At 57.7% G+C, this 25,777-nt stretch carries 13 protein-coding genes; 4 read left to right on the top strand and 9 right to left on the bottom strand.

All coding sequences use genetic code 11. The features are described 5' to 3' along the window. Positions 1 to 68: 68 nt before the first annotated feature. Entirely contained in the window at positions 69 to 1,433 is a 1,365-nt protein-coding gene (locus tag Poly24_RS01600; RefSeq protein ID WP_145089521.1) for a DUF1552 domain-containing protein, read from the bottom strand. Then, the gene (locus Poly24_RS01595; RefSeq protein ID WP_145089518.1) at positions 1,430 to 4,435 is read right to left on the bottom strand and encodes a DUF1592 domain-containing protein; all 3,006 of its coding nucleotides are present in this window, start codon (positions 4,433 to 4,435) and stop codon (positions 1,430 to 1,432) included. The genes Poly24_RS01600 and Poly24_RS01595 overlap by 4 nt, the downstream gene beginning before the upstream one ends. A 382-nt stretch (positions 4,436 to 4,817) precedes the next feature. Between Poly24_RS01595 and Poly24_RS01590 the strand changes: the two genes are divergently transcribed. Then, positions 4,818 to 5,882: an alkaline phosphatase D family protein gene (locus tag Poly24_RS01590; protein WP_145089515.1), complete on the top strand. Its 1,065-nt coding sequence runs from the start codon at positions 4,818 to 4,820 to the stop codon at positions 5,880 to 5,882. A gap of 121 nt (positions 5,883 to 6,003) precedes the next feature. Here the strand turns inward: Poly24_RS01590 and Poly24_RS01585 are convergent, their stop codons facing one another. The 5 genes from Poly24_RS01585 to Poly24_RS01565 form a co-directional block, all read right to left on the bottom strand. Further along, positions 6,004 to 7,254 carry a PQQ-binding-like beta-propeller repeat protein gene (locus Poly24_RS01585; RefSeq protein WP_145089512.1) on the bottom strand — a complete coding sequence of 417 codons (1,251 nt, stop codon included), beginning with the start codon at positions 7,252 to 7,254 and terminating at the stop codon, positions 6,004 to 6,006. A gap of 119 nt (positions 7,255 to 7,373) precedes the next feature. Continuing rightward, on the bottom strand, positions 7,374 to 8,621 hold the full coding sequence (locus Poly24_RS01580; protein ID WP_197452241.1) for an aldo/keto reductase: 1,248 nt from the start codon (positions 8,619 to 8,621) through the stop codon (positions 7,374 to 7,376). A 385-nt stretch (positions 8,622 to 9,006) separates the two neighbouring features. Further along, entirely contained in the window at positions 9,007 to 9,606 is a 600-nt protein-coding gene (locus Poly24_RS01575; protein WP_231753688.1) for a TetR/AcrR family transcriptional regulator, read from the bottom strand. Further along, a complete protein-coding gene (locus Poly24_RS01570) occupies positions 9,603 to 9,911 on the bottom strand; it encodes a hypothetical protein (protein WP_197452240.1) in 309 nt (102 codons plus the stop codon). The genes Poly24_RS01575 and Poly24_RS01570 overlap by 4 nt, the downstream gene beginning before the upstream one ends. Positions 9,912 to 10,355: 444 nt before the next feature. After that, complete coding sequence (locus Poly24_RS01565; protein WP_145089503.1) at positions 10,356 to 10,763, bottom strand: hypothetical protein; 408 nt, start codon at positions 10,761 to 10,763, stop codon at positions 10,356 to 10,358. 906 nt (positions 10,764 to 11,669) lie between these two features. On the opposite strand from Poly24_RS01565, the gene Poly24_RS01560 reads away from it, so the two are divergent. After that, positions 11,670 to 12,596 (top strand): LamG domain-containing protein, encoded by a 927-nt coding sequence (locus tag Poly24_RS01560; protein ID WP_145089500.1) that lies wholly within the window; start codon positions 11,670 to 11,672, stop codon positions 12,594 to 12,596. Positions 12,597 to 12,909: 313 nt separating this feature from the next. Here Poly24_RS01560 and Poly24_RS01555 read toward each other — a convergent pair whose 3' ends face one another. Further along, entirely contained in the window at positions 12,910 to 14,829 is a 1,920-nt protein-coding gene (locus Poly24_RS01555; protein WP_197452239.1) for an SGNH/GDSL hydrolase family protein, read from the bottom strand. 1,043 nt (positions 14,830 to 15,872) lie between these two features. After that, positions 15,873 to 17,477, bottom strand: coding sequence for a serine/threonine-protein kinase (locus Poly24_RS01550; protein ID WP_197452238.1), 1,605 nt, complete (start codon positions 17,475 to 17,477; stop codon positions 15,873 to 15,875). Between the two features lie 206 nt (positions 17,478 to 17,683). Between Poly24_RS01550 and Poly24_RS01545 the strand changes: the two genes are divergently transcribed. Together Poly24_RS01545 and Poly24_RS01540 are read left to right on the top strand one after the other, a co-directional pair. Then, entirely contained in the window at positions 17,684 to 23,593 is a 5,910-nt protein-coding gene (locus Poly24_RS01545) for a hypothetical protein (RefSeq protein ID WP_145089494.1), read from the top strand. A 281-nt stretch (positions 23,594 to 23,874) separates the two neighbouring features. Further along, the gene (locus tag Poly24_RS01540) at positions 23,875 to 25,512 is read left to right on the top strand and encodes an ABC transporter permease (RefSeq protein WP_145089491.1); all 1,638 of its coding nucleotides are present in this window, start codon (positions 23,875 to 23,877) and stop codon (positions 25,510 to 25,512) included. Positions 25,513 to 25,777: the final 265 nt, after the last annotated feature.

The following is a 25,777-nucleotide window of genomic DNA, read 5'->3' as shown; positions in this document are numbered from 1 at the left end:
CTTGCGGCTAGTGACTTGCATCCAGTCGGGATGCGCCGGGAAATCAATCAGGCAAATTGCGGTTCCATCTATAACCTGGCGAGTTGTTTTTCGGCGTCGCCGAATTGGTCTAACTTCACGCCCATCCGGTTCATGATCGTTAGATACATACCGCAAAGCTTGCGATCGTCATCTCCCTTGTCCAGATAGTCCAGCACTCGACCTGTCTCCATCTGCCCGGACAAACCACCGGTTAACAAGACGGGCAATTTCGTCGAATCGTGAGAACTGCCCGAATACATGCTCGAGATGAACAAGAGACAAGAATGATCCAGAACGGTCCCATCCCCTTCGGGCATCGCATCCAACTTGTTCGCCAGGTAGGCGTACTGCGAGCAGTAGTAGCGTGAGATCCGTTCGTATTCGTCGGAGCGGTCGTCATGAGATGCCGAGTGATGTGTTTTGGTGACATCCAAAAACGGATAGAACAATCCCGACAGGTCGCGATTCAGCAGCAGCGTTGCCACGCGTGACTTGTCGGTCTGAAAACCGATCGCGATGATGTCGCACATCAATTGCATATGCTCGCGGATGTCTTCGGGCAATCCGTCGTCGGGACGCTTCATCGCAGCGATCGGTTGACCGCGATGATGGGCTCGCTCGGTCGCCTTCGCGTGAACGGTACGCATCGCTTCGGCTCGCTTCTCGACTTCCCGAACGCTGCTCAGGTACTCGTCCAATTTAGTGCGGTCCGACTGGCTGATCTTACGATTCAGCGAAGCGGTCTCTTCGCGCACCCGGTCGAGAATACTCTCCATCCGCCGGCTGCCGTGATTGTCAAACAGCGAATCGAAGGCAAGCGAAGGATAGACTTCCATCGGCACCGGCGAGGTCGCATTTTGCCAAGAGATATGGGAACTGTAGGCCATCGAAAAATTTGTTTCGTGGTACCCCGTCGTCGGTTGCTCACAACCAAGCACCAAGCTTGGAGCAACCGTTTCCTCGGCAAAGTGATTGGCAAGCACCTGATCCATGCTGATGTCGCCACGCAACTCCGATCCCTTCTTCAGCGACGCACCGGAAAGAATGTTGCCGGTCTGCCCTGGGTGGATGCCGACACCGTTGGCATTTTCGTTATACAGCCCGGTGATGAAATTCATCTTGTGCTTGATCGGTTCCATCGGCGCAAGACTCTTCCCAAGCTCCATCTCGGTGCCACTTCCCTTGGCCCACCAATGATCGCGGTTGATACCGCAGCCCATGAACAACGCGGCAAAGCGTTGCGGCGAGGCGGTGACCTGATCGTCGGTAAGCTTTTCGCTTCCCCAGACCGGAATCGATTCCAGCCACGGCAGCGCCATCGCCACACCTGTGCCTCGCAGCAGCGTTCGTCGAGAAACGGCGCGGTCCGCACGGTTGGATTTCGAGCTTGCAAGCTTTTTTTGATTGCTCATGGAATTGTCACCGTTTCGTCGAGAGAAATGCGAATACGTTTGTTCAAAAATGCGGGACTCGTCACGATCGCATCGATCATCGAACTGAATCGATAATCATTGCCAGCGAGCCTATGTTTCATGTCGGTAATAATCGACTCGTCCGATAGCTGCAGTGTCCGCCCGAGCCCAAAGGCCAACAGTTTTCTACACAGATTGTCGACGAAATCCTCTTGCCGGGCATCGCGAATGTATTGGAGCACGCCCGCTAGCCCGTTGCCTTTGTCTTGATTGGGGAAGACCGCCGAGTCATCGATCGCGCGGCCGCCCAAGTCGAGATCGCGAAGTTCGCCGATTGGACCGTACCCCTCGAAGACCAGCCCCATCGAATCGATGCGGTTGTGGCATCCGGCACAGGCAACATCTTGGCGATGGCGTGCGAGCGCTTCACGCAGCGTCAGATCACCGAGCTTGGATTCATCGCTTGGCAGATCGGGGACCGTCGCTGGCGGCGCGGGGACCTTTTCACCAAGTATCCGCTGGACCAACCAATTACCGCGCTGAACCGGACTCGTTCGAAGGCCCGACGAATTGTGTGTCAAGAAAACAGCCATCGGCAGCAAGCCACCGCGCTGGTGCTGCCCCGCTTGATCCCACCGACTCCAGGACTCGTTCGCATCGCCCGATGAATCGACGTCAGCGCCATAATGCTCGGCCAAAACGGGGTTCACAAACGTGTGCTTGGCATACAGAAAATCCAACACCGATCCGTCGCGTTCGATCAGATCACGGCAGAACCGAAGCGGTTCCTCAGCCATCGCCTGACGCAGTTCATCGGTGAACACGGGAAACCGCTGGCGGTCGACGCCGTTGTGCTCAGAGAATCGGCGGAAGTCTAACCAATTGCCGGTGAACTCGACGACAAATCCTTCGACTCGATCGTCCTTCAGCATCCGACGCGACTGCTCGATCAACACCTCCGGTTGATGCAACCGTCCCTTGCTGGCAAGTTCCAGCAGTTCGCGATCGGGTTGGCTCGACCACAGGAAGTAGCTCAGCCGACTGGCCAGCGAATAATCGCTCAACGGCACAATGGCGGGAACCTCCGCGTCCGCTGCCTCCAATCCGGCCACAGCATCGTTTGGCAAATCCATCCGGTAACAGAAATGAGGCGACATCAAAACGGCGACCACTCCATCGCGAATCGCCTGTTCGTGGCTGAGCCTTTCCTCGTTCCGCAGAGAATCATAAAACGACCGAATCGACGCAATTTCATCGCTCGATAAAGGGCGTCGGTAGGCGTGCTGAGCAAATTCGATCAACGCATCGAGCTGCCGAGGCTGCGAATCGATGCTGAGTTTTTCGAGTCGCCGGAAGGTCGCATTCATATCGTCAAAGTAGAACCGAATGACCTCCAACGCCTGCTCGCTCCCCCCCAACCGTTCGGCTTTCTCGCAGTATGCGTCGGCCAGCCCAGCCACTTTCTCTGCCGAAGTGCTGTCTTTGTCCTCCGCCCGATAACGATCGAAAACACGATCTCGCATGAACTGTGAATCCGTCCGATCGAACCAGATGAAGCCCGCATACTGACGCATCGGAGCCGAAGTCACAAAATCCAATTCCAACCACAGACGGTCGAGTTCCTTTTGCTGAGCGTCATCGAGCATCAAGTCGTACAGCGGCGCGTCGTCGCGAAAGTATCCCATCTGGCTGTGGAACCCGGCACTCAGAAAGCGCCCCTTCAACTTTTGCTCTTTCTTCGGATCTAGATACACCCGGGCCCGCTCGGAAACAAAAAACGTGTCGGGGAACACATCGCAGAACACGCCCAACGCCTGCTTGTACGGGGCCGCGTCCGCTTCGCCGGGCACCTGCATCAACTCCGCCGCCTTCGAATCATCGGGCAATCCAAAACTGCCATCGGGGAGCGTATCGCCGACATAACGACGTCGATTGGCGGCGAACTGACGATTCTTCCAAAGCACCAATGGCTGCGAACCGTTGTGCACCCCGGGAGAGGTCAAGTTTGCAATTTCCGGCACAAGCGATGATCGCAGGGTCGAGACAAACGATGCCATCGCCTGGCAACCCTTCACCGCAGCCGCCACGTTTTCAGGCGTCGACGCATCGGGCAGTTCACTCATCAATTGCCTGAGGGCTGCGATCGGCCCGATCTCCCCGCCGTTGTCGCTTTCGTCGGGCTCGCACAAAAGTTGATACAGCGTTCGGCTGTACCGCTGACTCAGACCGCTCTGATCGGCTAATTGCTCAAGCCTCCGACCCGCCATTCCGAGCGTCTCGCGATTTTGATATCGCCACAGCAACTCAAAGAAGTCGGCGTAATCGGTCCGCTGTTTCCGATAGAAATCGATGATGCGGTTAACACAAAACTTATCGCGATCGGTGGGAGTGATGACCGGATGTGGTGCAAACTCAAATCCACCGGGCGTCAGCGCCAAATGTTCGGAGACGATCGTTGCCGCAGCGAGGTACTTTTTCAGCAGAGCAGGCGACATGCTGAGCGATTCACCCGAGTTATCGAAGCCCGCTTCGTTGGCGGGATCGACGGGAAACGAGGCTGCCGGTTGGATGTCCACACCCGTCAGATCGCGGATCGTGTAGTTGTATTCATTGCTACTGAGCCGATGCGGCAACACGATGCCAGGGTCCCCCTGAGTCCGCTCCGCTTCGACCGTCCTGACCTGTTGGATCCACGCGATCACCGCGGCTCGCTCGGCCGTTGTCGGTTGGTGATCCGCATCTTCGGGCGGCATGTCGCCAGCTTCCAAACGCTCCAGAACAATCGACCAACGCCGGTAGTTCTTCACGACCGATGCGAGATCGGTATCGGCACTCAAATCGAGATCGCCCTCGGTCGTCTCCTGGTTGTGGCACTCCAGGCAATTGGCTTGCACAACGGGCAGCACGGCTTCTTTGAACGTGGACTGCAGCGATTCCGCCCCCGCGACCATGCCGCAAGCTAGCAGGAACAAGCAGAATGTGAATCGACGTATCGCGAGCATCACATGTTTCGATTGAGCGGAATGTGGGGCAGGAAACGGCCGGATCGAACCGGCGGCGAGAGCTTCCCATCCTACCCGACTCCAAAATGGCAAGCCACCTGGAAATCACTGAAAACCAACGCAACTCACGGTTTCAACCGGAAGTATCAGCTAGCACGAGCTAGCGTCCGGCTTCCCTGGACAACGCCGAACTAGCGAGTGCCAGCTAATCTGCCGAATCACAAACACTCCACAGACCTGCGGCGATTAACCTGCGCAGGTACAAAACCAATTCGCGTTGCACTAAAATCTGCCATCGGCACACGCAGGCAGGATGCCAACGCGATGTCGGTTTCTTCTTAGCTTCACAGATTTCTCACATCTTGTCCGATCGGCAAAACATATGATGTCGCGTATTTGGAATCCATGTTTCATTGGTTTGCTGATCCTTGCCCCGCTGGTTGTTTCAGCCGAGCAACCCGCTGATAAGGCGTCGACCGATACGGCAATTCGCCGTGTCTTGTTTGGATCTTGTATCAAGCAGGATGATCCGACGCCGATCTTCCCCGTCATGTTGCGAACCCAGCCCGAACTGTTGCTGTTCCTGGGTGACAACATTTACGCCGACACATCGGACATGGATGTGATGCGAGCGAAGTACGCCAAGCTGGCAAGCAACGATGGGTTCAAGGCTTTGACGTCGGAATGCCAAGTGATGGCAACATGGGACGATCACGATTACGGGGTAAACGATGGCGGTGCGACCTACCCACAGCGCGTTGCCGCCCAACAAGCGTTTCTCGATTTCTGGGGCGAACCGGCCGATTCACCGAAACGCCAGCGACCCGGCATTTACGAAGCGAAACGATTTGGGCCGCCGGGAAAACGATTGCAGGTGATCATGCTGGACACGCGGTACTTTCGCTCGCCGCTGAAGACAGGGCCTCGCCAACTGGGCGGCCCCTATGTTCCGGACAACGATCCGGAGAAGACGATCTTGGGCGAAGCGCAGTGGAAGTGGCTGGAAGAACAGCTTCGCATGCCAGCGGACTTGCGCGTGATTGCGTCGGGGATGCAAGTGGTTGCCGAATCCGCTGGCCAAGAAACCTGGGCCAATATGCCGCACGAACAAACGCGTCTGTTTGATCTCGTGCAAAGCACTGCCGCCAGCGGTGTGATCTTTGTCAGTGGCGACCGACACTGGGCCGAGATGTCGATCGCAAACGACGGCGTCGCGTACCCGCTGTTGGACGCAACTTCCAGCAGCTTCAACCAGAAGCACCCACGCGGAACGCCAACTCGCAACCGCTTTCGGGCGATCAAGCAAACCTATCACGAAGAAAACTTTGGTGTCATCAACATCGACTGGGACGCAGCCGATCCAACCGTGACGATCGAGGTCCGCGATCTCGCCGGGAAAGCCCAGCTAGAAAAAACACTCCGGCTGAGCGAACTGCAACCGAAATGAGCGTAAAGTGGGACAGGCATCCTGTCTGATAAATCAGCTGCTGATCGCGACAGGCCAGCAGCTTGCCCCCCCGCATCGAATTCAGTCCGCGACCGGGAGGACGCGAGCCTCGAAGATCGAACTACTCAAACGACCATCGCGTCAGGCTCTGCTGGTCCTTGATCAGGAGACCGGTGCCCAACAGCACAGGTGGTGCCCAAGTCTCGCTATCAGCGACCCGATAGCTGGCGACTTCTTCAAGCCCCTTGCCGGTCGCCTTGATCACCTGCAATCGCCCACCGTCAAACAACGCGATAACGTGATCCGGAATCGAAAGAAATGCCACGTTGGCTCCCGTTCGCCCCGGCCCCCGCCACAAAACTTCGCCGGTCTCCGTATCCAAACAGAACAGTTGCCCAGCCTTATAGTGCGAGAATCCAAACAATAGGTCTCCATTGATCACGGCGGTGCTCATGTCCAAAGCAACATCTTTTTGGAACCAGCGTTCCTTCACCGCCCATTTGCCCTCATGCAACTCCGGCTCAAGTCCATAGATGCCGCGATTTTCACCACCTAAGAGGATTCGCCCGTTGTGAAACGTGGGCGTCGGCATGTTTTGATTACTGGTGAATTGCGGAAGCGGAAACTCCCACAACGCCTCTCCCGAGCGACTGTCCACACCTACAAGGGCGCGATGGTTCCAGTCGACGATCTGGCGAACACCGTGAATTTCGACAACCAGAGGTGATGAATAGGCAGCTCCATCGTTCCCCTGACTCCAGACTTCCTCACCCGTCTTGGCGTCTAACGCAATCAATGCCCCTTCATCGTCATTCCCGAAGTGGGCGACCACGTGATCCCCATCGATAACCGGCGAAGTCGAGGCGCCCCAGTTTGGGTGATTTTGCGAGAAACGTTTTCCGTAGTCACTGCGCCATAGAAGCTCCCCCGTCTCCGCATCCCAAGCCGAAATATCACCAAGGCTGCTCATCGTGAAGATTCGGCCGTCCGCAAGAATCGGTGTCGACTTCGGGCCGTTCCCATGCCTCTCACCGCCCGAGGAGGCCTTAAAGGGAACCGCGTGCGTCTGCTTCCAGACCTCCTTCCCCGTAGCTAGGTCAACACACCGCAACACTTCGTCCATCCCCTGCCGCGCGTGCTGGTAGACACGATTGTTGTCGACCAATGGAGACCCGTATCCCGTCCCGACTTCGATTTGCCAGACCTTGCTCAGCGACTTCGGCCACGCAGCGGGCGGCTGAAAATGACTCACCCAGCCATCCCGTTTTGGACCGAGAAAACCTGGCCAGACGACATCGCTAGCCGACAGTAACGAACAGCTGAATCCCACAGCAAGCAGAACAAGGCGTGGACCTTGGAGGAACAGTTTCATGGAAGGAATCCTTTTGCGTCATCGGACATTCGAAAAAATTGCCCCCAGGCACCGCCGACCCAAGAACGCGAAGCGCAACGGGGAAATCAAAAGCAAGCAGCCCCATTACACCATCAAATTCAAGAGCCTGTTGGAGCATTCTGAGCGATAAGATTCTTGGTCTTCAATTCACTCCAAAATGCTTCTGGGATTCCAACCTTCATCGAGGCGATGTTTTCGTTCACCTGCTGAGCTGTTCGCGCACCGGGGATAATCGCCGAGACGGTGGATGGTGCCTCTGCAAATTGAAGTGCAGCTGTTTTGATATCGATTCCATACTTCCCTGCGACATCGTTTATCGCTGCAAATTTCGTTTTCATCTCTTCGGGAATGAAGCTCGAATAATTAAACCGATCTCGTCCCGCCAGGAACCCGCCATTGAGTGGCGCACCAACAACGACCGAAATGTCGCGTTCATCTAACAGAGGAAAGGTTTTGTCCAATGCCTCTTGATGGTCCAAGATGGAATACTGGAGCGCCAGTATAAAGATATCTGGATCTGCAACATCCAGCGTTTTGCTGACCGCATGGGATGTGTTGATCCCCAGCCCCCACGCTTTGATCATCCCCTCTTCCCGCATCTTCGTCAGCTCTGGCATCGCGCCGTTGACAGCTTCGTCAAAATACTTAAGCCAGTCGTCACCGAAGTCGCTGTTCTGAGGAGAAAGATCGTGAATGAAGACGATGTCGAGCGATGACACACCGATGCGATGCAGCGTGTCCTCCACCGATCGACGCGTTCCCGCGGCAGAATAGTCGTACCTGTAATGAAAGGGAGAGTGGTTTGCCCAGTGCCATCGTTTTGGCAAAGGCTCTGCCGAAGGTGTAAGAAGTCGTCCTACCTTCGACGACAAGACATAGTCGTCGCGGTTCTTATTTCGCAACAAATCTCCGAACCGTCGCTCGCTGAGACTCAAACCATAAAACGGAGCGGTGTCGAAGTAACGGACTCCCGAATCCCAGGCTGCATTCAGCATTTGCAGGATTTCTTCATCGCTTGAAATCGTGTTGAACCCATTCCCCGCAGCAAGTCCCCCGAGTCCCATCCTAGAACTGGGCCGATAGCGTTTGCCGTTGCCAGTTTCGTTCATTGGCAACGCCGCATCGCGATCAATATTGCCTTTCGTTTTCATGAATTCGCCGGTCGAATTCTGAACCTTTAAAGCTTGTGCAGAAGCGGCACCACCGACAACAGCCCCCATCCCCAAGGCCGCTCCAGCTTGCATCAAATTTCTTCGTGTCATCATGCAATCATTCCCTTTGGTAGACAGTGCGTAAACGCGACTTCGAATGGAAGTCTCAAACGAGAGCGGAGGCAATAGAAACAAGACCAACCGCCTTCACGACTCCGCCATGACGAGGAACCGGCATCCCAACTTGCCGAAGCGACGGGCAAGATCGAACAACGCGTGGGATTCGCAAGTCAATCGATAGACTCTAGTGGTGCGTCAAATACACCAATCCGCAACGCTATTGCTGAGGTCTTTGCGACAAGGCTGAAAGCACCATCGCAACAGATCCCTCGCATCAAAGAAAAGAAACATTGAGCGAAGGCTGGTGGGTATCGTTTTCATGTTCGTTCTCCGAGGATTCGGAATTGCGGCAACAAGACAACGCGACGCTCATTGCGACTCGAGCAACGAAAGCTCCTAACAACAGCGACTCACCCGAAAGTAACCGAGCGGTCTACTTCGGTCAACCCAACAATCCGACTCAAGCCTTGCGGCGGACTCGTTTTTTCGACTTGGGACGCTTCGCATCAGCGATAACCTGCGACGCCAATTCTTTGGCAAACCCCACCACGTCGGCATCTCCTGACGCCATCGCGGTTACTTGAGCGCCGCGCCGCAACACGCCGATCTGAATCGCGACCAACTCAGGGTTTTCCAAGCCAGCCTCGGTCGCCAATTCGACCAATCGTCGATGGGAATAGCGAACGTTTTCATCGATGATCGAGCCGATTTCGGGACATGCGTCGGGGAACTCGATGGCGGCATTGAAGAAGATACAGCCGCGGTATTTTGGGGTGCGAACCGCCCGCCCGGTCGCATCGAACAACTCCATGATGGCGTCTTCAGGCCCATTTGCCGCACCGATCGTTCGCTCCACCGATTCAACCCATGCAACGTGCCTCCACCGAAGAACCTCCGCGATCAACAGATCTTTGCTCGGAAAGTGGTTGTAGAGGCTCTTCTTGGCAACATTGCACTCTTTGGCGATCGCATCGACGCCAGTTGCACGGAAACCATCGCGATAGAAGATCGTTGTCGCCGTTTCAACCAGATACTCTCTCAGCACGTTCCCACGCATCACAATCCCCAAGTAGACCGTTCCGTTTCGCCATTCAGGTAAATCCTACCACGCCAGGACGCAAGCAAAAATTGCAAACATGAAGAATCCATGAATTCGCCGACCGCGATCGGGCAGACCGACCGCAAGTTCCTCCGCAGCAACAACAACCAAAAGAGAACACAACGCAAAGAGCCCTCACCTGCCAGCACCCAAATACCCAGCACCCAAATACCCAGCACCCAAATACCCAGCACCCAAATACCCAGCACCCAAATACCCAGCACCCAAATACCCAGCACCCAAATACCCAGCACCCAAATACCCAATACCCAAAACTCTTTGCACGCAAGAGAAACTCACCGGAGTCGCAAAGCGACAACGAGACCGAGCGAGGGCCTCAAGATTGGGCCTTCAGGCGATTTACGAGATACCGAAGCGATCACGGAAGGAGTGGCAGTTTGGACCAACCGTAGGATCCCCGCATATCGCTCCGACTCCGCAGAGTAAAGATGAGCCTCATTCAGCCGCCTTGCAAGGTCCAGCCAGCCCCCTTAACTCCCAGCACGCATCCCAATCGACCTCTTCAGCGCTGCAGCAAACGTTGCGCAGGATGGCTGCCCTCGATGCCGTTTGCTCGCTTCGCGATCGTCCCCCTCCCAACACGCTTTACAAACGGTGAAGTTCGTTACACACAGGAAGACATGTGAGCGCGGTCGCAGCCGAGAGTTGCCTAGTCTGGCAGAGGAACCGCAATGATGGCGATGCACTAATCAGTTGGCTGGCGGTTCGATGATCACCGATTCAACTTCGGCCGGACTAACCTCGAGCACTTTGTATTGCCCCTGCGTAGCGCTGCGGGGACCTACCTGCAAGGCTTCCCATGGCTTGGGATAATAGTACTTCTTAATCGTCGGCCCGGCGTGATTTCGGTAGTTTCCGTTGTGGACGTTCTCGTGCCACGACATCGCCCCTTGGCTGCTTGGCGCGATGTAAAACGCGATCTTACCGCCAACGTAGCGCGGCCGATTGTAACGAGCTCGATACGACAGCGGCTCGATGCGTTCGACCCAATCGAACAGCTCGACCCGCGGCAAGTCGAGACTTCCGTAGGGATGATCCGCCAAAGCGGGCAAGGCACTCAGCGCGAGCAACGAGAGACAGGCAATTCTTGTTAACACGGCGCGATCCTCGCGAGGTCGTTGGTTCGATTGACGGACGATGTGTTGTTATGAATCGACCGATTCGAACGCTTGCATGAAGCAAGCCCGCTCGACGCGACCAACCCGCAAAACCGGAACAATGCAATCCCGCAGAACCTTGGCTCCGCCCAAAGAACAACGCCGAAGGAACCGAAAAAAACTTACCAACAAGCGTTCTCCTACCCCAGACCAAGCAAACCGAGCTCTGCAAGCGGAGTCTTCGGCCTGGGTAACGCGTGCCGACGGTCACCCCAAGACGAAACCGCGGCAGTGGGGTCCGCGTAAAGCCTACCGGCGCATCTGCGGTTCAAAACCGCGTGGCTCCGAGGGGCGAAGCTCCGATCCTTTGCATAGCCCAGGCCAAACGAAGCGAGCCCCGCGAGCGAAGTGCAGGCCTGGGTAACGCGTGCCGACGGTCAAACCTATTCGAAGCCGCGGTAGTGGCGTCCACGTAAAGCCTACGGCGCATCTGCGGCTCAAAACCGCGTGGTTCCGAGGGGCGAAGCTCCAATCCTTTGCATAGCCCAGGCCAAACGAGGCGAGCCCCGCGAGCGAAGTGCAGGCCTGGGTAACGTGTCCGCAACAAAGAACCGAAGGACCAACGGTCCGCCAATTTGTCGATGAACCGCCCGCCCCAATCCCTGCTCGATGGGGCCAATGGCAGCCGGTCCGGAGCATAATCCCGTCCATAGCAGACTGCAACGGATGCATCCCTCCTGTGACGGTAGCCATTGATCGCCGTTGCGAAGGCGCACGATCGAGGCTTGCCAGATTCCGTGACAAGAGCAAGTGCAGGGAATATGATTTCAAGTCGTCCTACGAAAAGATTCCTTCAAGGTCATCCTCCCGCCTCCCACCATCAAATCACTCAAGAGAGCCCACCCGATGAGTAGCCCCGCCCTGTATTTGATTCGACGAACCGTTCCAATCCTCAGCATTGCCGTCGCCATCGCGATGCTAACCTCCGCCGCATTGGCCGAACACGAAGCCAAAGTCCAAACACCGATCCCATCGAACAGCAAACTCGCTTCCGCTCTGACACTGCACGCTTCATTCGACAAGGGCTTGGACGCGGACTTCTCGACCGGCGACAAAATTTGTTACGTCCGGCGAAGCGGAAAGTTGCTTCGCGCCGAAGCGAACGACGACGCAAAGCTTCGTCCTGAGGCTGGACGATTTGGAGGTGCGTTGCATTTCCCAAAGAAGAGCGGTTTTCAGCCAACATTTAAAGACGGTGGTGTCCTTGGTTACAACGACGATAATTGGAGCACCACCGTTTCGGTCTGGTTGAAATTGAATCCAGACTTGGACCTCGAGCCCGGCTACTGCGATCCAATCCAGATCGTTGGCGACAACGGGAAAAAGGGGTTCATCTTCCTTGAGTTCTCAAAAGATGAAACGCCACGTTATTTCCGTTATGCCATTCGCCCGCTGTTCCATATCTGGAATCCTGACAATGTATCCTGGGCGGATATCCCATTTAACAAACGCCCGATGGTGCAAGTCGATCGTCCTCCGTTCACACGTGAGGAATGGACGCACGTTGTATTCACGCTCGAGAACGTCAACGACAAGAGCAAACCACAAGCGGGTCGTTTGTATATCAACGGCGAACTGCAAGGAGCGATCGAGAACTGGGACCTGACCTTCGGCTGGGATCCGTCGCAGGTGTTACTCGTTCTGGGTGCATCTTACGTCGGATACATGGACGACCTGGGCGTATTCAACCGCGTTCTGGACCAGGACGAAGTGAAGCAGCTCTACAGCCTGAAAAACGGCATCCGAGATCTGCATCCGCCAGCGACAAAGTGAACCGAAATTTTCTAGGTCAACCGCGAGGGCATCGCCCCGCGCTTCCTGGGTCGCGCGGCCCGAGGGGCTCGCGGTTAAACGCAATACCGTTCAACGAAGGAGTCTCGGAGCGTCGAAAGAATGAGCGGCGGGATGTAGAGGACGAGGATACGATTCCCAGCGATTTAGTCTGATGCAAAAGGACTCGCAACCTCGTCCACTACGCTTCGTTAAACGGTATTGCGGTTAAACGAAAAAACAGAATGCGACCTGCTTAGCAGGTTATTGATGGAGTATTTCAACGCCCCGCTAGCCACTTGTTTTTCATCGATGTTTACTTCGCAAACTGCTGCAGCCACTGAAGCAGAATTTCCTCCGCAGTGGCTGTACTGCCAGCGGGGCGGTCGATCAGTGACAGGTCCTGGGCATTAACCAATCGGCGAACCAAATCGTCGCGTTGGGTAAGCTCCGAAGTCAGATCAGTCACCGCAGGATGCGCGACGACAACATCCCAGGTCGGTGAACCGAAGTTCAACGACCAGTTCATGATCCATGCGTAAGACTCGGCAAACGCTTCGTCGCTGTCAGACGCTGCGCTGCGAGGTACGGAGATCAGGACAAGGTCGGGCTTTAGCGATCTGACGCGTCCCTTGGCCGAAGCTTCAATTTCGGCAAGCGTAAGTTTTTCGGTCGGCCACGCATCGACTGTGATTTCAGCGTCGGGATAGAACGTCCGAAGTGCCGGGGCAATCGATTTGTCGAAGGGAGGCATGGCGAGGATTCGAACCGGCTTCCCTTCGCTCAGCGACTCTAGAGTTCTATCAACAGGATTCGCCGGAGCAGGAACATCGTCGAGCGACTGACGCTGCCGAGTGATCGACTGAGCAAGACAGGTAGCGATCCGCTTGTGCCCCGCCATGTTCGGGTGAATGGGGTCGCTCATCAACAGTCGCCATTCGAACGCCGCATCTTCCCGAACCGCGTCCAACTCTCGATACACATCGCAGACGTGAACGTTCAATTCGCTGCCAACGTGACGAATGACGTCGCAATACTGAATCAACTTTTCCGTCGGGCGATCGGCGGTGGTAATGACATTATTTGGAGTGGCCAGAACCACTTCGCTGCCGGCAGCCTGGCACTTCTGGACGATCGCCTTCAGATTCTCGCGGTACTTCTCCAGTGGCACTCGCGTCATATCGTTCAGGCCGAACATCACAGTGACCAGATCGGGTTGGTGAGCGATGACATCGCGATCGATGCGAGCTAACGCATTTTCGGTGGTGTGGCCGCTGATCCCTGCGTTTATCATTTCGATATTCGCCTGGGGCGCAGCTTGCCGCAGAGCGATCCCCAGCATGTCGGTATACGCCCGGCGGCTGCCGGTGTGATAATAAACCCCGGTTACGCTGTCGCCAAAACAGACAACGCGTACGTTTTTTCCTGCGGCCAGTTTCTGGCGAGTCTTCAGTTCGGGCCCCACCGCCTGCTGCAGTACCGGCAACATCAAATCCGCAAGTTCCTGGTGCCCTGTCGGATTCGGATGACAGCCATCGGTGGTCCATTGGTGCAGATTGGTACCAGCGTCGCCGGCCTCGGTCCAGGCGGCAAAATGATCGATCAACGGAACCCGCCACTTGGCCGCCGTTTCACGACAGGCAACCACAAATGGCTCCAGACGAACATTTGGATTCTCACCAACACCATTGACCGACGCTTTTTCGGACCAACGCGGTTCCGTCATCAAGACAGGAAGAATGCCACGCCGAAGCAGCTCAACAACCATCGTCTGCAAGTTGTCGCGATACGCATCCACAGTGATCCGACTGGTCGCCTTCCCCTTATCCACATAACTATCGTTGGTGCCGTACATGATCGTCACGATATCGGGCTGCATGGTGGAGTTCGCGGCAAGTGAGTTCGTTTCCGCCGGAAGTTCGACAATCCGATCCAGCCGTTTCAGCGCCTGATCGGTTCGCTCGCCACCGATTCCGACATTAACAACGCGTGCCTTAACCCCATTTTGCAGCAGCCCCTTCTCGACCAGTGCGGCAAACGTCTGCTCCGCCGTCACTCCCGATCGCACCCCTTTCGTAATCGAATCGCCTAACGTGACGATCGTGACGGAATCGTCTCCAACCTGGTCAGCACTCAAATCATCGGCAGCGGCCACCATCCAGCCGGTCGTAAACAGCAGCACGCAGCACATGCCAACAAGTTGCCGAAGGTTGTATTTTGTAAAAGGTTTAAGCATGTGTCGTACTCGCTTATTGACTTGGTGCCGCGGCTGGTGATTTTTAAAGGAAGGTCTATTCTGTCGTAAAAGATCCTCGACACAAGCCAAAACGAGTTAGCGATCGCGGCTCAAAACCACGTGGTTCAGAAGGACGAAGCTCCGATCCTTTGCATAGCCGAGGTCAAACGAAGCGAGCTACGCGAGCGAAGTGCCGGCATCGGCATCGCTGCCGACATGTCAAAAAACAGAGTTTCTCACGGAGGCACTAAGGCACGGAGCCGAGCGAAGAAGGGCTTTCATTGTTTCCACACGGAGTCGACCGCTTGCCACACAACTTGCCCCTGACCTTCGTGCCTTGGTGTCGCTGTGTGAACAAAACGGAAACTGTAACTGCCCCCAATTTGCTCCAACAAAGGGTTTCTCACGGAGGCACCAAGGCACGGAGCCGGGGAAGAAGGACTTTCATTGTTTCGAAGTGGAGTCGACCGCTGGCCACGCAATTTGGCCCTGACCTCCGTGCCTTGGTGTCTCTGTGTGAACAAAACGGAAACTGTAACTGCCCCCAATTTGCTCCAACAAAGGGTTTCTCACGGAGGCACCAAGGCACAGAACCGGGGAAGAAGGGCTTTCATTGTTTCCAAGTGGAGTTGAACGGCGGCAACGCAATTTGCCCCTGACCTCCGTGCCTTGGTGTCTCTGTGTGAACAAAACGGAAACTGTAACTGCCCCCAATTTGCTCCAACAAAGGGTTTCTCACGGAGGCACCAAGGCACGGAGCCGGGGAAGAAGGACTTTCATTGTTTCGAAGTGGAGTCGACCGCTGGCCACGCAATTTGGCCCTGACCTCCGTGCCTTAGTGTCTCTGTGTGAACAAACCGAAAACCTTGACTGTCCCCTACTTACTTCCCCCGTTGGTGCCGTGTTGAAATAGAGTTGAATTCGCCATGCCCAGGGAATGAGCGTCCGCGTTGACGACAAGCCATCCTGCGACTCGCGCTGCAGGCTTCATGCGATCGCCGCGCCCGCGGCTTGCAATCGATCCCTACACCGCCCCCACCGTTTTACGATGGTGCATCTTTGCGGTAGCGATACGCCAACACCGCTAGGGCCAGCTGCCAGCAGGCCCCGAAGGACAAGATCGCCCATTGCCCGATGAAGACCGAAACCAGCGCGTTGACGACAAACAGGCCGCCCAATAAATAGCTGCCGCCCCAGACGTGGCCTCCCAATGCGACGAAGCCAAACGCGGCCAAGGTCGATGCAAACGGAAAGACCTCGACTTGGCTGGTCCCGCGCAGCGTCAGGATCGCATTCATCGTTCCCAAGGCGACAAGGTACCCCATCCAAATCGACCAGATCGGTCGCTCGGCAACGCTCCGCGCCCGCAACGTCCCGCTGCGGTAATAATAGATAACGGCCGTCAGCGCGACCGCCATGTAGCAGCGTGGCGTCCAGTAGGCGGCCCAATCGGAATGGCCGCGGCGAACCAACACGAAGATCGCCACGTGAGCCAGAAAGATACTCAGCCCCATCAAGACCAACGCCTTACCCCAATTGCGGAAGTGTTCGTAATGCTGGTCGCGTCGCAGCGTGCGAGCCAACTCCAAGAACATCCCCGAATGGCCGGCGGAGATCGAATCGCCGTTGAGATAGCGATCGAGGTCGTCGGCTAATTCCGCCGCCGTGGCGTAGCGTTCCTTCGGATCATGGTTCAAACACTCCATGCAGATCCGCTGCAGATCGGACGAGACCTCGCGATTTAGTTCGCGCGGCGGAACCGGTTCGCAACCCAACACCTTGGTCAAAATCTCGACAGTCGATTCGCCACAATGAGGAGGCTGGCCGGTCAACAGCGAATAGAGGACAGCTCCCAACGCATAGATGTCCGCCGACGGGCCGATCTTCGTCGAACCGCTCGCCTGCTCGGGACTCATGTAGTTCGGCGTCCCCAAGATCTGGCCGGTCTGCGTCAGCGCCGATCCGTCGCGATGCCACTTGGCCAATCCGAAATCGGTCAGCATCGGCTTCCCCTCGCCATCGACCAAGATGTTCGCCGGCTTCAGATCGCGATGCACGATCCCGCGGCGATGTGCATAGCTGACCGCGCGGGCGATCTCGCGAACCGCTACTACTGCTTGTTGGATCGTGCATCGCCGCGACGCGACCCAGTCCTGCAGCGATTCCCCTTCGATCAAGGTCATCGAAAAATAGGTCTGCCCGCGCCAGCTGCCGACGTCGTAGATCGGCACGATATTCGGATGATGTAACTGAGCCGCCGCTTCGGCTTCCTGGCGAAATCGTCGCAGTTCTTCCGGCGACGCCATCGCGCCGCTGCTGATCAACTTCACCGCCACCTCGCGGTTGAGTTCCGTTTGCAGTGCGCGATAGACGACTCCCATCCCACCGCGAGCGATCTCCTCGATCAATCGATACGGGCCGACCTCGCAACCGACAAACGACGCGGCGACCATCGGCTCGGAATCGCCGGCAAGCGTTTCGGCCAACGCAGGCGCGGCGAACCAAGCCTGATTGCGAAAGAACTCGGTCAATTCGTCGGCAAACTGCGGATAACGCTGGAGATACTCTTCGGGCGAAGGAGCTGAACCGGCTTCGATCCTTTCAAAGATCTCCCCCAGCAATTCGTCAAATTCAGCGTCGTCGGACAACAGCGTTCTCGGTACATGCAGAGGCGAAAAAGGGCGATCGGCGTGCGATCCATTGTCCACCGATTGCCACAACGGGTCAATCGACACCTGGGTGCGCAACGTTCGTCCGTCGCTGGGCTCTATTGCGTAAGCCATACTTACAAGCGGGAGCTGCCGCACGCCGCCAGCTGCTCAAAACCAAACAACCGTTACAACGTGATGTCGCCATGGAACCGCTCTTTTTCTTCCTGCTGATCATGACGATTGTGACCCTCGTCGGACATGGCATCTGGGTTGTCGCGGCCTTCGTGATTCGCAAGATTTTCGACGACCCGCAAAAAAACTCGCATAAAACCCCCGACCGCAACGAAGACCTGCTCTCGTTCAGTCGCATCCTCGCGTCGATGTATTGGCAGGGAAAGCTGACCGAAACAGAGCATCGACGCCTGCGAGAGCTAGCCGGCTTGGCGACGCCAGCGACCGCGGAACCCGAATCAACCGAAGAGCTCGGCGGCTCTTCGACCGCTGCCGATCTCGAACCGATCATCGCCGAAATCGTTCCCCCGCAATCGCTCACGCCACCGCGGATCGATTCGCGCGAACCAGCTGAGCCGTCTGCAGATGCGCCAGCAGCCGTGGAACGACATCCACTGGACCGATCGCCCGAAGAGGAACCAGAATTCGTCGCGGCGGCGACAGCTGTTCCGAACAAACCGCGGCGGGCGATGGGAGCCGTACTGCAAAGCTTCCTGGCATCGAACAACATCCGCTGGGGCGAACTGCTGGCGGGACTGCTGATCGTGATCTGTAGCGTCGGATTGGTGATCAGTTTATGGAGCACGATGCAGCAGACGCACCGCTTGCTGCCATCGTTGGTCTTCTTGTTGGGAACCGCGGGAGTGGAAGCGGCGGGACTGTACACGCTGCGAAAGTGGAATCTGAAAGAGACCAGCCGCGCGGTGCTGGTGATCGTCACGCTGCTGATTCCGCTGAACGTCGTCGCGGGGATCGCGTTGGCCACCGGCGACGGCGGATCGGTCCAGTTGACGCAGCCGCTGACTCTGGCCGTGATCGCGATCGCAACGATCGCTTACAGCGTGATGTTGTGGCTGGCCGGGCGAGCGATTTTCGGACGCGACCGCTGGCAGATGAGCCTCGCCGTTGGCGGCCCTTCGTTTTTGATGCCCTTCATTCCGGCCGCTGTCCGACACTGGAATATCGATGCAGCTTGGTTGAACCTGCTGCCGTCGGCGGTGATTGGCACAGCGATCGTCGCCGCATTGATCCGCAAACGCGACCGACCGATGTCGACGCCAGCCGGCTGGCGATTTGGACTGCTGGTCGGAATGGCGATCTACACGCTGGCGGTGGTCAGCGGTTTTTTTGCCTTCCACCTGCCGCGAGGGCTGACATCGATCGTGCCGCTGACCTTTGGCATGTTGCCTGCCGTGCTGGCACTGATGGCCTGCGGCGGCGTCTTGCGAAACCGATTCACGCGTGATTCGAGCAGCGTGCTGAGATTGATGGCGACCGCCACGATCATGATCGCCGGAGTGATCGTCGCGGCGTTGTTCCCCGCAACGCTCGGTTCGCAAACGCACCTGATCGCCTGGGCCGCTCTTTGCGCCGGCCTTTCGATCGCACTTGCAATCGCTCTTCGCGTGCCGACGATGTTGTATGTCGCCAGTGCCACCGCGGCGATCGGCCTGCTGTTGATCGCGGGCAATGCGATCATGGGAACCGGCTGGGATCCGGGCTTCCCATTGTGGCGACGACTGGTCTCGGGGGAGAGTGCGATTCTGTTGCCATTGATCGCGGCCGGCTTCGCAGCCATTGCGGCAACGCTCCGCAAACAAACCGATTGGATGCAGCCACCGGCAATCGTCGGCGGCATCGCTGCGGTGTTGGGCCTCGCCGTCACCGCCGCTGTTGCGATCGGTCCGGTCGCTTGGAGCGGATCGATCTCGGCGACCGTCATCCTGGCGATCCTGATGATCCAGTCGCTTGCGATCGGCCTGGCGGGAGCCTGGAACCAACCTGCCGCGATCCACTTGAGCGGCCTTGGCTTGGCTGCCTTCAGCATCGCTGCATGCCGCCCCGAAACGCAATGGCTCAACTCGCTGGAGACGCTGCTCCATGCCGCCTCCAGCGCGGCCAGCCTCCTGCTGATCGGCATGTTTGCCCTCGCATTGGTCTGGCGTTTCTTGCCTCGCATTTCGAACATTGCTCCGAGCGAACAACGGTTACAAAATTGCGACCGCTGGCTACAAGGAACGGGTCTACTAGCGATAGGCTTTGCCGTTTTGATCGTCCCCTTTGAACCAATCCGCGGCGCCGCGATGGTCTCCGCCGCCGCGATCGTCTGGATCCTCGCTGCCACCCGCGGGGCGCAGCGAACATGGTTCGCCTGTGGTCAAGCGATTGGATTGCTCGGGCTGACGCTGGGTCTGCACGCCTACCAGCCGACGGTGTTTACCACGGGACTTCACTGGATCGACGGCACCGTGTTGTGGATGCTGGTCGCGGTCGCCGGTGGCTACGCCCTGCTCTGGCACGCGATCCAATTCGTAGCCCGAACCGCTTGGCCTAACGCAGAAGATCATCCGATCGGCCTCCATCGGCAGCTTGGATTTGCCGGCAGCTTGTCCAGCATCCTCCTCGCATCGATCACCGCTCTGACCGCGATCGGGTTGTACATCGCGCCGACCGACTCGGCAGTCGAGCCGGCAACTTGGATCGTCGGCTGGCAACGATTCGGAATCACTCCTCTCGCAGCGCTCCTGTTTGCCGCGGCAACGACGACAATCGGAGTGCTCTATCGCGGCCGACTTCGCTTTGCCGATACGCTTCTCAGCGCGGCGGTCATGCTGCTGTGGCTCTCTTATGCGGCGATCGGATGGCTGGCAGCAACGCTCTCTCCATCCGCGTCCCAAGTCCCGACGTTGGCTGCGGCGACGCTGGCGTTTGCCATCGCGATCGGCATCTCGATCCGAACGGCAACGATCCGGAAAACGATCTTCGCCAGCTCGATCGAAAACGGCCTGATGGCGAGCCAGAGGACGTCCGCCGCTTTGTGGGCAGGCATTCCCACGACGGCCCTGCTGGTCTTTGGCATCTGGCAACCGCTGATCTCTGGCGGCACGATCGATCCGATCGCCGCTTGGGTCGCCTCCGCGATCGCGCTGCTGGGTTCGGTCTGGTTCGCGGTGCAGGCGACCTGGTATCGGCGAGCCGATTTTTCGTTGGCTGCAGCGGCCGTTGGCATCATCGGATTCATGACCGCTGGGATCGCAGCGATCGGCGAACCGACAGGAGTCGCCGTAAACAGCCTGCACCTGCTGGGACTCAGCTGTTTTGCTCTCGCTGCGTTTCAACGGAGCGCCGAACAAACCGGAGTCATCCGCTGGCTGCAACGCTGGCAACAGGAAGCCCCCAGCGTCATGCCGCCCCTTTCGCTACCGGTCCTCCGGATCTGGCCCGATGCTTGGCCAACAGCGACATCTCAACTTGCCTCGATCGGAATCGCGGCCAACCTGATCTCGGGGGTCGTGACGGCGAGCGAGATCGCCTGGAATGTACAAGGCGTCCCGGCATTGCTCGTATCGACGATCGGCAACGCGATGGGGCTCGCCCTTGTGATCGCAGCGGGAGCGTTTTGGTTTATCGCCAGCCGACGGCAGCGAGGCCTCGTCGACGTGGCGGGTTGGATGACGCTGGCAGGACCGACGGTGGCTATCGCCTGGACCGCGTGGCGTTCCGAAGATGCGGCGGTCGCGTGGGGAGTGATGCTATCGATCTGGTCGGCCGCCACGATTCTTGCCGCCGTGATCAGCGTTGCGAATGCGACGCCAAGCCGCCGCGCCATCGCGATCCCGTTGGTCGGATCGGGGCTGTTGATTGCCAGCGGCCTTTTGAGTGTTGCATTGGACGCGCCACGAGCCAACTTCTGGCTGATCCCATGGGCGATCGGCACGCTGGTCGGACTGGCGGTCACGCTGCATCGCGGATCGCGTCGCGGCATCCGGCTGCTCAGTGGAGTGCCGATCGTTTCGGGAATCCTGCTGACCGGGGCGGTCGACGAATATGCGTCGAACGCTTGGCAGATGATCGTTGGCAGCCGGTATTTCTTCGCAACGATCCTGATCGCCATCGTCTGGCTACTGTTCTGCGGCGTGCTCTGGCGGTTGCGGTTTGTCTTTTACAAACGATCGGTGCCGACCAGCGAACTGCTGAAGTTCAAGATCGACACGGTGCTTCTGTTTGTTGGGACGATGCTATTGGCGATCCTAACGCCAGCGATCGCATCGAACTGCTTTGAACTTGGCATCCACGCGATCGAACGGATGGGAAACACCGCGATCCTGTTGTTGCCGGTTGGTCTGTTGGCCATCGTGGCGTCGACGATCCGCTGGGACAGCCGCGGGCAAGTGACCGTTGCTTACCTGATCACAGCCTGCCTATCGACCGCGACCGTGATGCTCGTCGCGTCGCATTGGCAGCACGACTCGCGAGCGTTCTCCCCGATCGCGGGACTAACGCTTGGCATGCTTGCAGCAATTGCCGCGTGGTTGTGGCCGCTGCATCGGATGCTCAGTCGCTTCCTTGCCGATCGACAAATCCCCTGGCGAACCGACAGTGAAACGGGGATGCGGCGAGAGTTGAGCAGCCTGTTGATCGCGACGCTACTGTTCGCAATGCTTGGAACCGCAGGCGCAATCTTGGGCCATGGCGAGCCGCTGTGGTGTTGGGTTTGGATCGGATCGATCATCGCCTGTGCGATCGCGATCGGCCGAATCGGCAGCAACAGTGCCTCGCACACGCTGCGAACCATAGCAGTCGGCTCGCTGTGCATCGCGGCGATGTTTGGTTCGGTCGCCGATGTGCGTGGTGTCGACCTCGGCCAAGCGCGAGCCCTCGCCCAAACAATGCGTCTGTTTATCGCATCGGTGTGGTTGATCCCGCTGGTCGCCTGGGTCGCCCCGCGCATACTGGCACTCGATCCCGAACGTTGGAGCACCCCGATCCGGCGATCTGCGATCTTTTCTGCGAGCGTTGCGACGATCGCATTGTTCGGCCTGCTGGCGATGGAAGTTGTCCTGCGAACCGATGGCGTCGGGATCCCTCAGATTCCAACGATCCTGGTCGTGGGAACCTCTTTGGTGATCGCGTTGTTCAGTTTGCTCGCGTTGCTGATCGCGATCGCTCCTGGAAAGTTCCTGGCCTCCGCCGCCGAACGGTTAACGATTCCCCATCGCCAAGGACTCGTCTACGCCGCTCAAGTCTTGATGCTGTTGGCCGTGGCGAACAAACTCGCCTGCCAGCCCGACACGCTGGGACTGCGGGAATATTGGCCTTACATCGTGATGGCACTGGCCTTTGTCAGCGCCGGCCTATCGACATGGGCTCAGCGACGCGAGGACGCCGTGTTGCTGGGACCGCTGCGTAATTCAGCCCTCTTCCTGCCGCTGATTCCGCTGGTCGGATTCTGGCTGACCGGACGCGGACAGGACTGGATCTTTGCCGATAGCGAGATTCAGTACAACGTGGTCCTGTTGCTGGCGGCGGTCTTCTATCTCGCCTTGTCGGCACTTTGGCCGGGAGACCGGATCACGCGAGTCGCCGGGATCATCGCAGCCAACGCCGCGCTGTGGGTCACTCTGACTCAGAATCCCGGTTGGGGATTTTTGCAGCATCCGCAATTGTGGCTGATTCCTCCGGCGGCCTGTGTCTTGGCCGCAGTGCATGCCGAACGCAAACGCCTGCAACCGCAAATCGTCACGGCGGTTCGCTACGCGGCGACGCTGACGATCTATATCAGTAGCACCGCCGACATGATCGTCCAGCAGATTGGATCGAGCATCTGGGGGCCGATCGTGCTGATCTTGCTGGCTTTTGCCGGGATCGCGATCGGCGTGGTGATGCATGTGCGGGCGTTCCTCTACCTCGGCACCGGCTTTGTCGTCGTCGGGCTGATCAGTATGGTCTGGCACGCGGGGCGAGCGATCGATCAAGTTTGGCCGTGGTGGGCGTTTGGAATCACGATGGGACTGATGTTGCTGGCCGGGCTGATGGCGATCGAGAAGCATAAAGAGACGCTGCGGCGGATCGCGACGCGGATGAACCAATGGGAAGCGTGAGGCGGTGTCACGCGGGCGAACCGGCAAAGTCGGCGATGGCAGCGTGCGAGGGTCGCGGTTTGCGACTATAACAAACGCTTCGCCATTGCCATCTCCGACCGGCGCTACGTCTCCAGGCCGATCTAAACGTAGTGGATCTTGTTAAAGATCCTTGTTGCGAAGAACCTTTTAGACGTAGTGGACCTTGTTAAAGACCCTCTGCGCTGACGGATCTTTTAACAAGATCCACTACGATACGATGCACTTTTCATTCCCACTGCTTGCGTCTACGGATCGATCCCGTGTTTGTGTTTGAAAATCCCGTCCTGCAACGCGAACTGCTCGTCAACCTCCGCACGCATCGGGCTTTTTTCCTGCTGGCACTCTACCAAGTCCTATTGGCCGCGGTCGTGCTGGTCGCTTGGCCGACCGACGAGAAGTTGGACCTGACGCAGAATCCGCCGAGCGCTCGCAAGCTGGTCGATCTCTTTTTCTTAGGCCAATACGTGCTGGCGTCGCTGATGGCTCCCAGCTTTGCAGCCGGCACGATCACCGGCGAAAAAGAACGCAAGACATACGAGATGCTGCTTGCCAGCCCGCTGCGGCCGACCGCGATCGTGTTCGGCAAGATGGTCGCTTCGTTGACCCATCTGGGCATGTTGATCGTCGCTTCGCTACCGATCATCGTGTTGTGCCTGCCGCTGGGAGGCGTGAGTATCTACGAAGTGCTAGCCGCCTATCTCGGGCTGATCGTGTCGGTCGTTTGTTTTGGTGCGATCGGCGTCGCATGCAGCAGCTACTTCGGCCGCACGTCGGCATCGCTGGTCGTCAGCTATCTCGTGATCCTGCCGCTGGTGATGTTAGGCGTTCTCTTCTGGACCAGTTTGGAACAGGAAGGGGCGCTGCGATTGAACCTCGCCATAACCGTGATCCCAGCTTTCGGAATCGCCTTGGTTTTGCTGCTGTGCGCCAACGCGGCGGCCCGGATGTTGTATCCGCCCGACATGGGTAGTGAAGGAAAAGAGGTGGTCGATCTGGACCGCGAAGCCGAAACGGCAGTCGGCCTTGTCATCCAACGGGACCAGTTCCCCGACAAACTGTTCGCTCCGCCGCGTCGCCGCGAATTGATGGCTGACGGCGCCAACCCGGTCTACGACAAAGAGATCCACAGCGAGATCTTCAGCCAAGGAACGCTGATGCTGCGACTGGTGATCCAGATCAGCATGCTGTTGGCGATCCCGTTGATGGCGTTGTTATTGTTCGCCCGCTCGCACCTGTGTGCCTTCTACACCGTGTATGTCGTCGTCTTCAACATGCTTGTCGGCCCGGTCTTTTCTGCCGGCAGCGTGACGGGAGAACGGGAACGCCAAACCTTGGACCTGTTGCTGACGACCACGATCACCCCTTGGAAGATCCTGTGGGGCAAACTGGTCGCCGGTTTTCGAATCTCCGCCGTCCTGACCTCCTTCCTGCTGTGGCCGCTGCTGCTAGCGACGCTGATGGTCCCGCAATACTGGACTAACTGGCTGGCGGTATTGTCGTTCTTCGCAATCGTGCTGATGGTCTGTTTAGTCGATTCGGTCGTGGCGTTGTTCTGTTCGACCGTCTTCCACAAGACCTCGACCAGCCTGATGGCAACCTATCTGAGCCTGTTGATTTTATATGTCGCTCCCGTGGCGGCGGTGCTGTTGATGGGGATCCTCAACTTCTCGCCCGAGACGATCGACGCCTCGCGTTGGTGGGGCGTGGCGAGTCCGTTTGTGGCGGCCATTTCGGTGCCGCTCAACGCCGACCTGAGCCTCGACGGCAGCGAGATCGCCAACGTCGGCGACCTATCGCTTCTGGCCGCCTACTTCGGCGTCTCGATCTGCCTGCTAGCGAGCATGATGGGGATCATGATCTGGTTATTCCGAGCCCGCTGGCGCGTCAGCGGCGATTGAGATCGCCCTGCCCTCCCCTACCCCGCAGCACAAAAACGCTATGAAGTGACGGTTTTGATATCAGCCGACAATCGCTGGCGACCAATACCGTTCAACGAAGCGTAGTGGACGAGGTTACGAGTCCTTTTGCATCAGACCAAATCGCTGGGACTCGTAACCTCGTCCACTACATCCCGCCGCTAAATCTTTCCACTGTCCGAGGCTCTTCGTTGAACCGTATTGCGCTGGCGCCGAAAACAGGTGTCGGCGAGGTTAGCGATCTCCT

The organism is Rosistilla carotiformis (assembly GCF_007753095.1).
Lineage (GTDB): Bacteria > Planctomycetota > Planctomycetia > Pirellulales > Pirellulaceae > Rosistilla > Rosistilla carotiformis.
The sequence above is the reverse complement of the archived record's forward strand: the minus strand, read 5'-3'. Positions and strand labels throughout refer to the sequence as shown.

What these genes read in the sequence shown, in the direction of transcription:
- Poly24_RS01600 (WP_145089521.1), bottom strand. Translation starts at nt 1,433, where the DNA reads ATGAGCAATCAAAAAAAGCTTGCAAGCTCGAAATCCAACCGTGCGGAC.
- Poly24_RS01585 (WP_145089512.1), bottom strand. Translation starts at nt 7,254, where the DNA reads ATGAAACTGTTCCTCCAAGGTCCACGCCTTGTTCTGCTTGCTGTGGGA.
- Poly24_RS01545 (WP_145089494.1), top strand. Translation starts at nt 17,684, where the DNA reads ATGGAACCGCTCTTTTTCTTCCTGCTGATCATGACGATTGTGACCCTC.
- Poly24_RS01555 (WP_197452239.1), bottom strand. Translation starts at nt 14,829, where the DNA reads ATGCTTAAACCTTTTACAAAATACAACCTTCGGCAACTTGTTGGCATG.
- Poly24_RS01595 (WP_145089518.1), bottom strand. Translation starts at nt 4,435, where the DNA reads ATGCTCGCGATACGTCGATTCACATTCTGCTTGTTCCTGCTAGCTTGC.
- Poly24_RS01590 (WP_145089515.1), top strand. Translation starts at nt 4,818, where the DNA reads ATGATGTCGCGTATTTGGAATCCATGTTTCATTGGTTTGCTGATCCTT.
- Poly24_RS01560 (WP_145089500.1), top strand. Translation starts at nt 11,670, where the DNA reads ATGAGTAGCCCCGCCCTGTATTTGATTCGACGAACCGTTCCAATCCTC.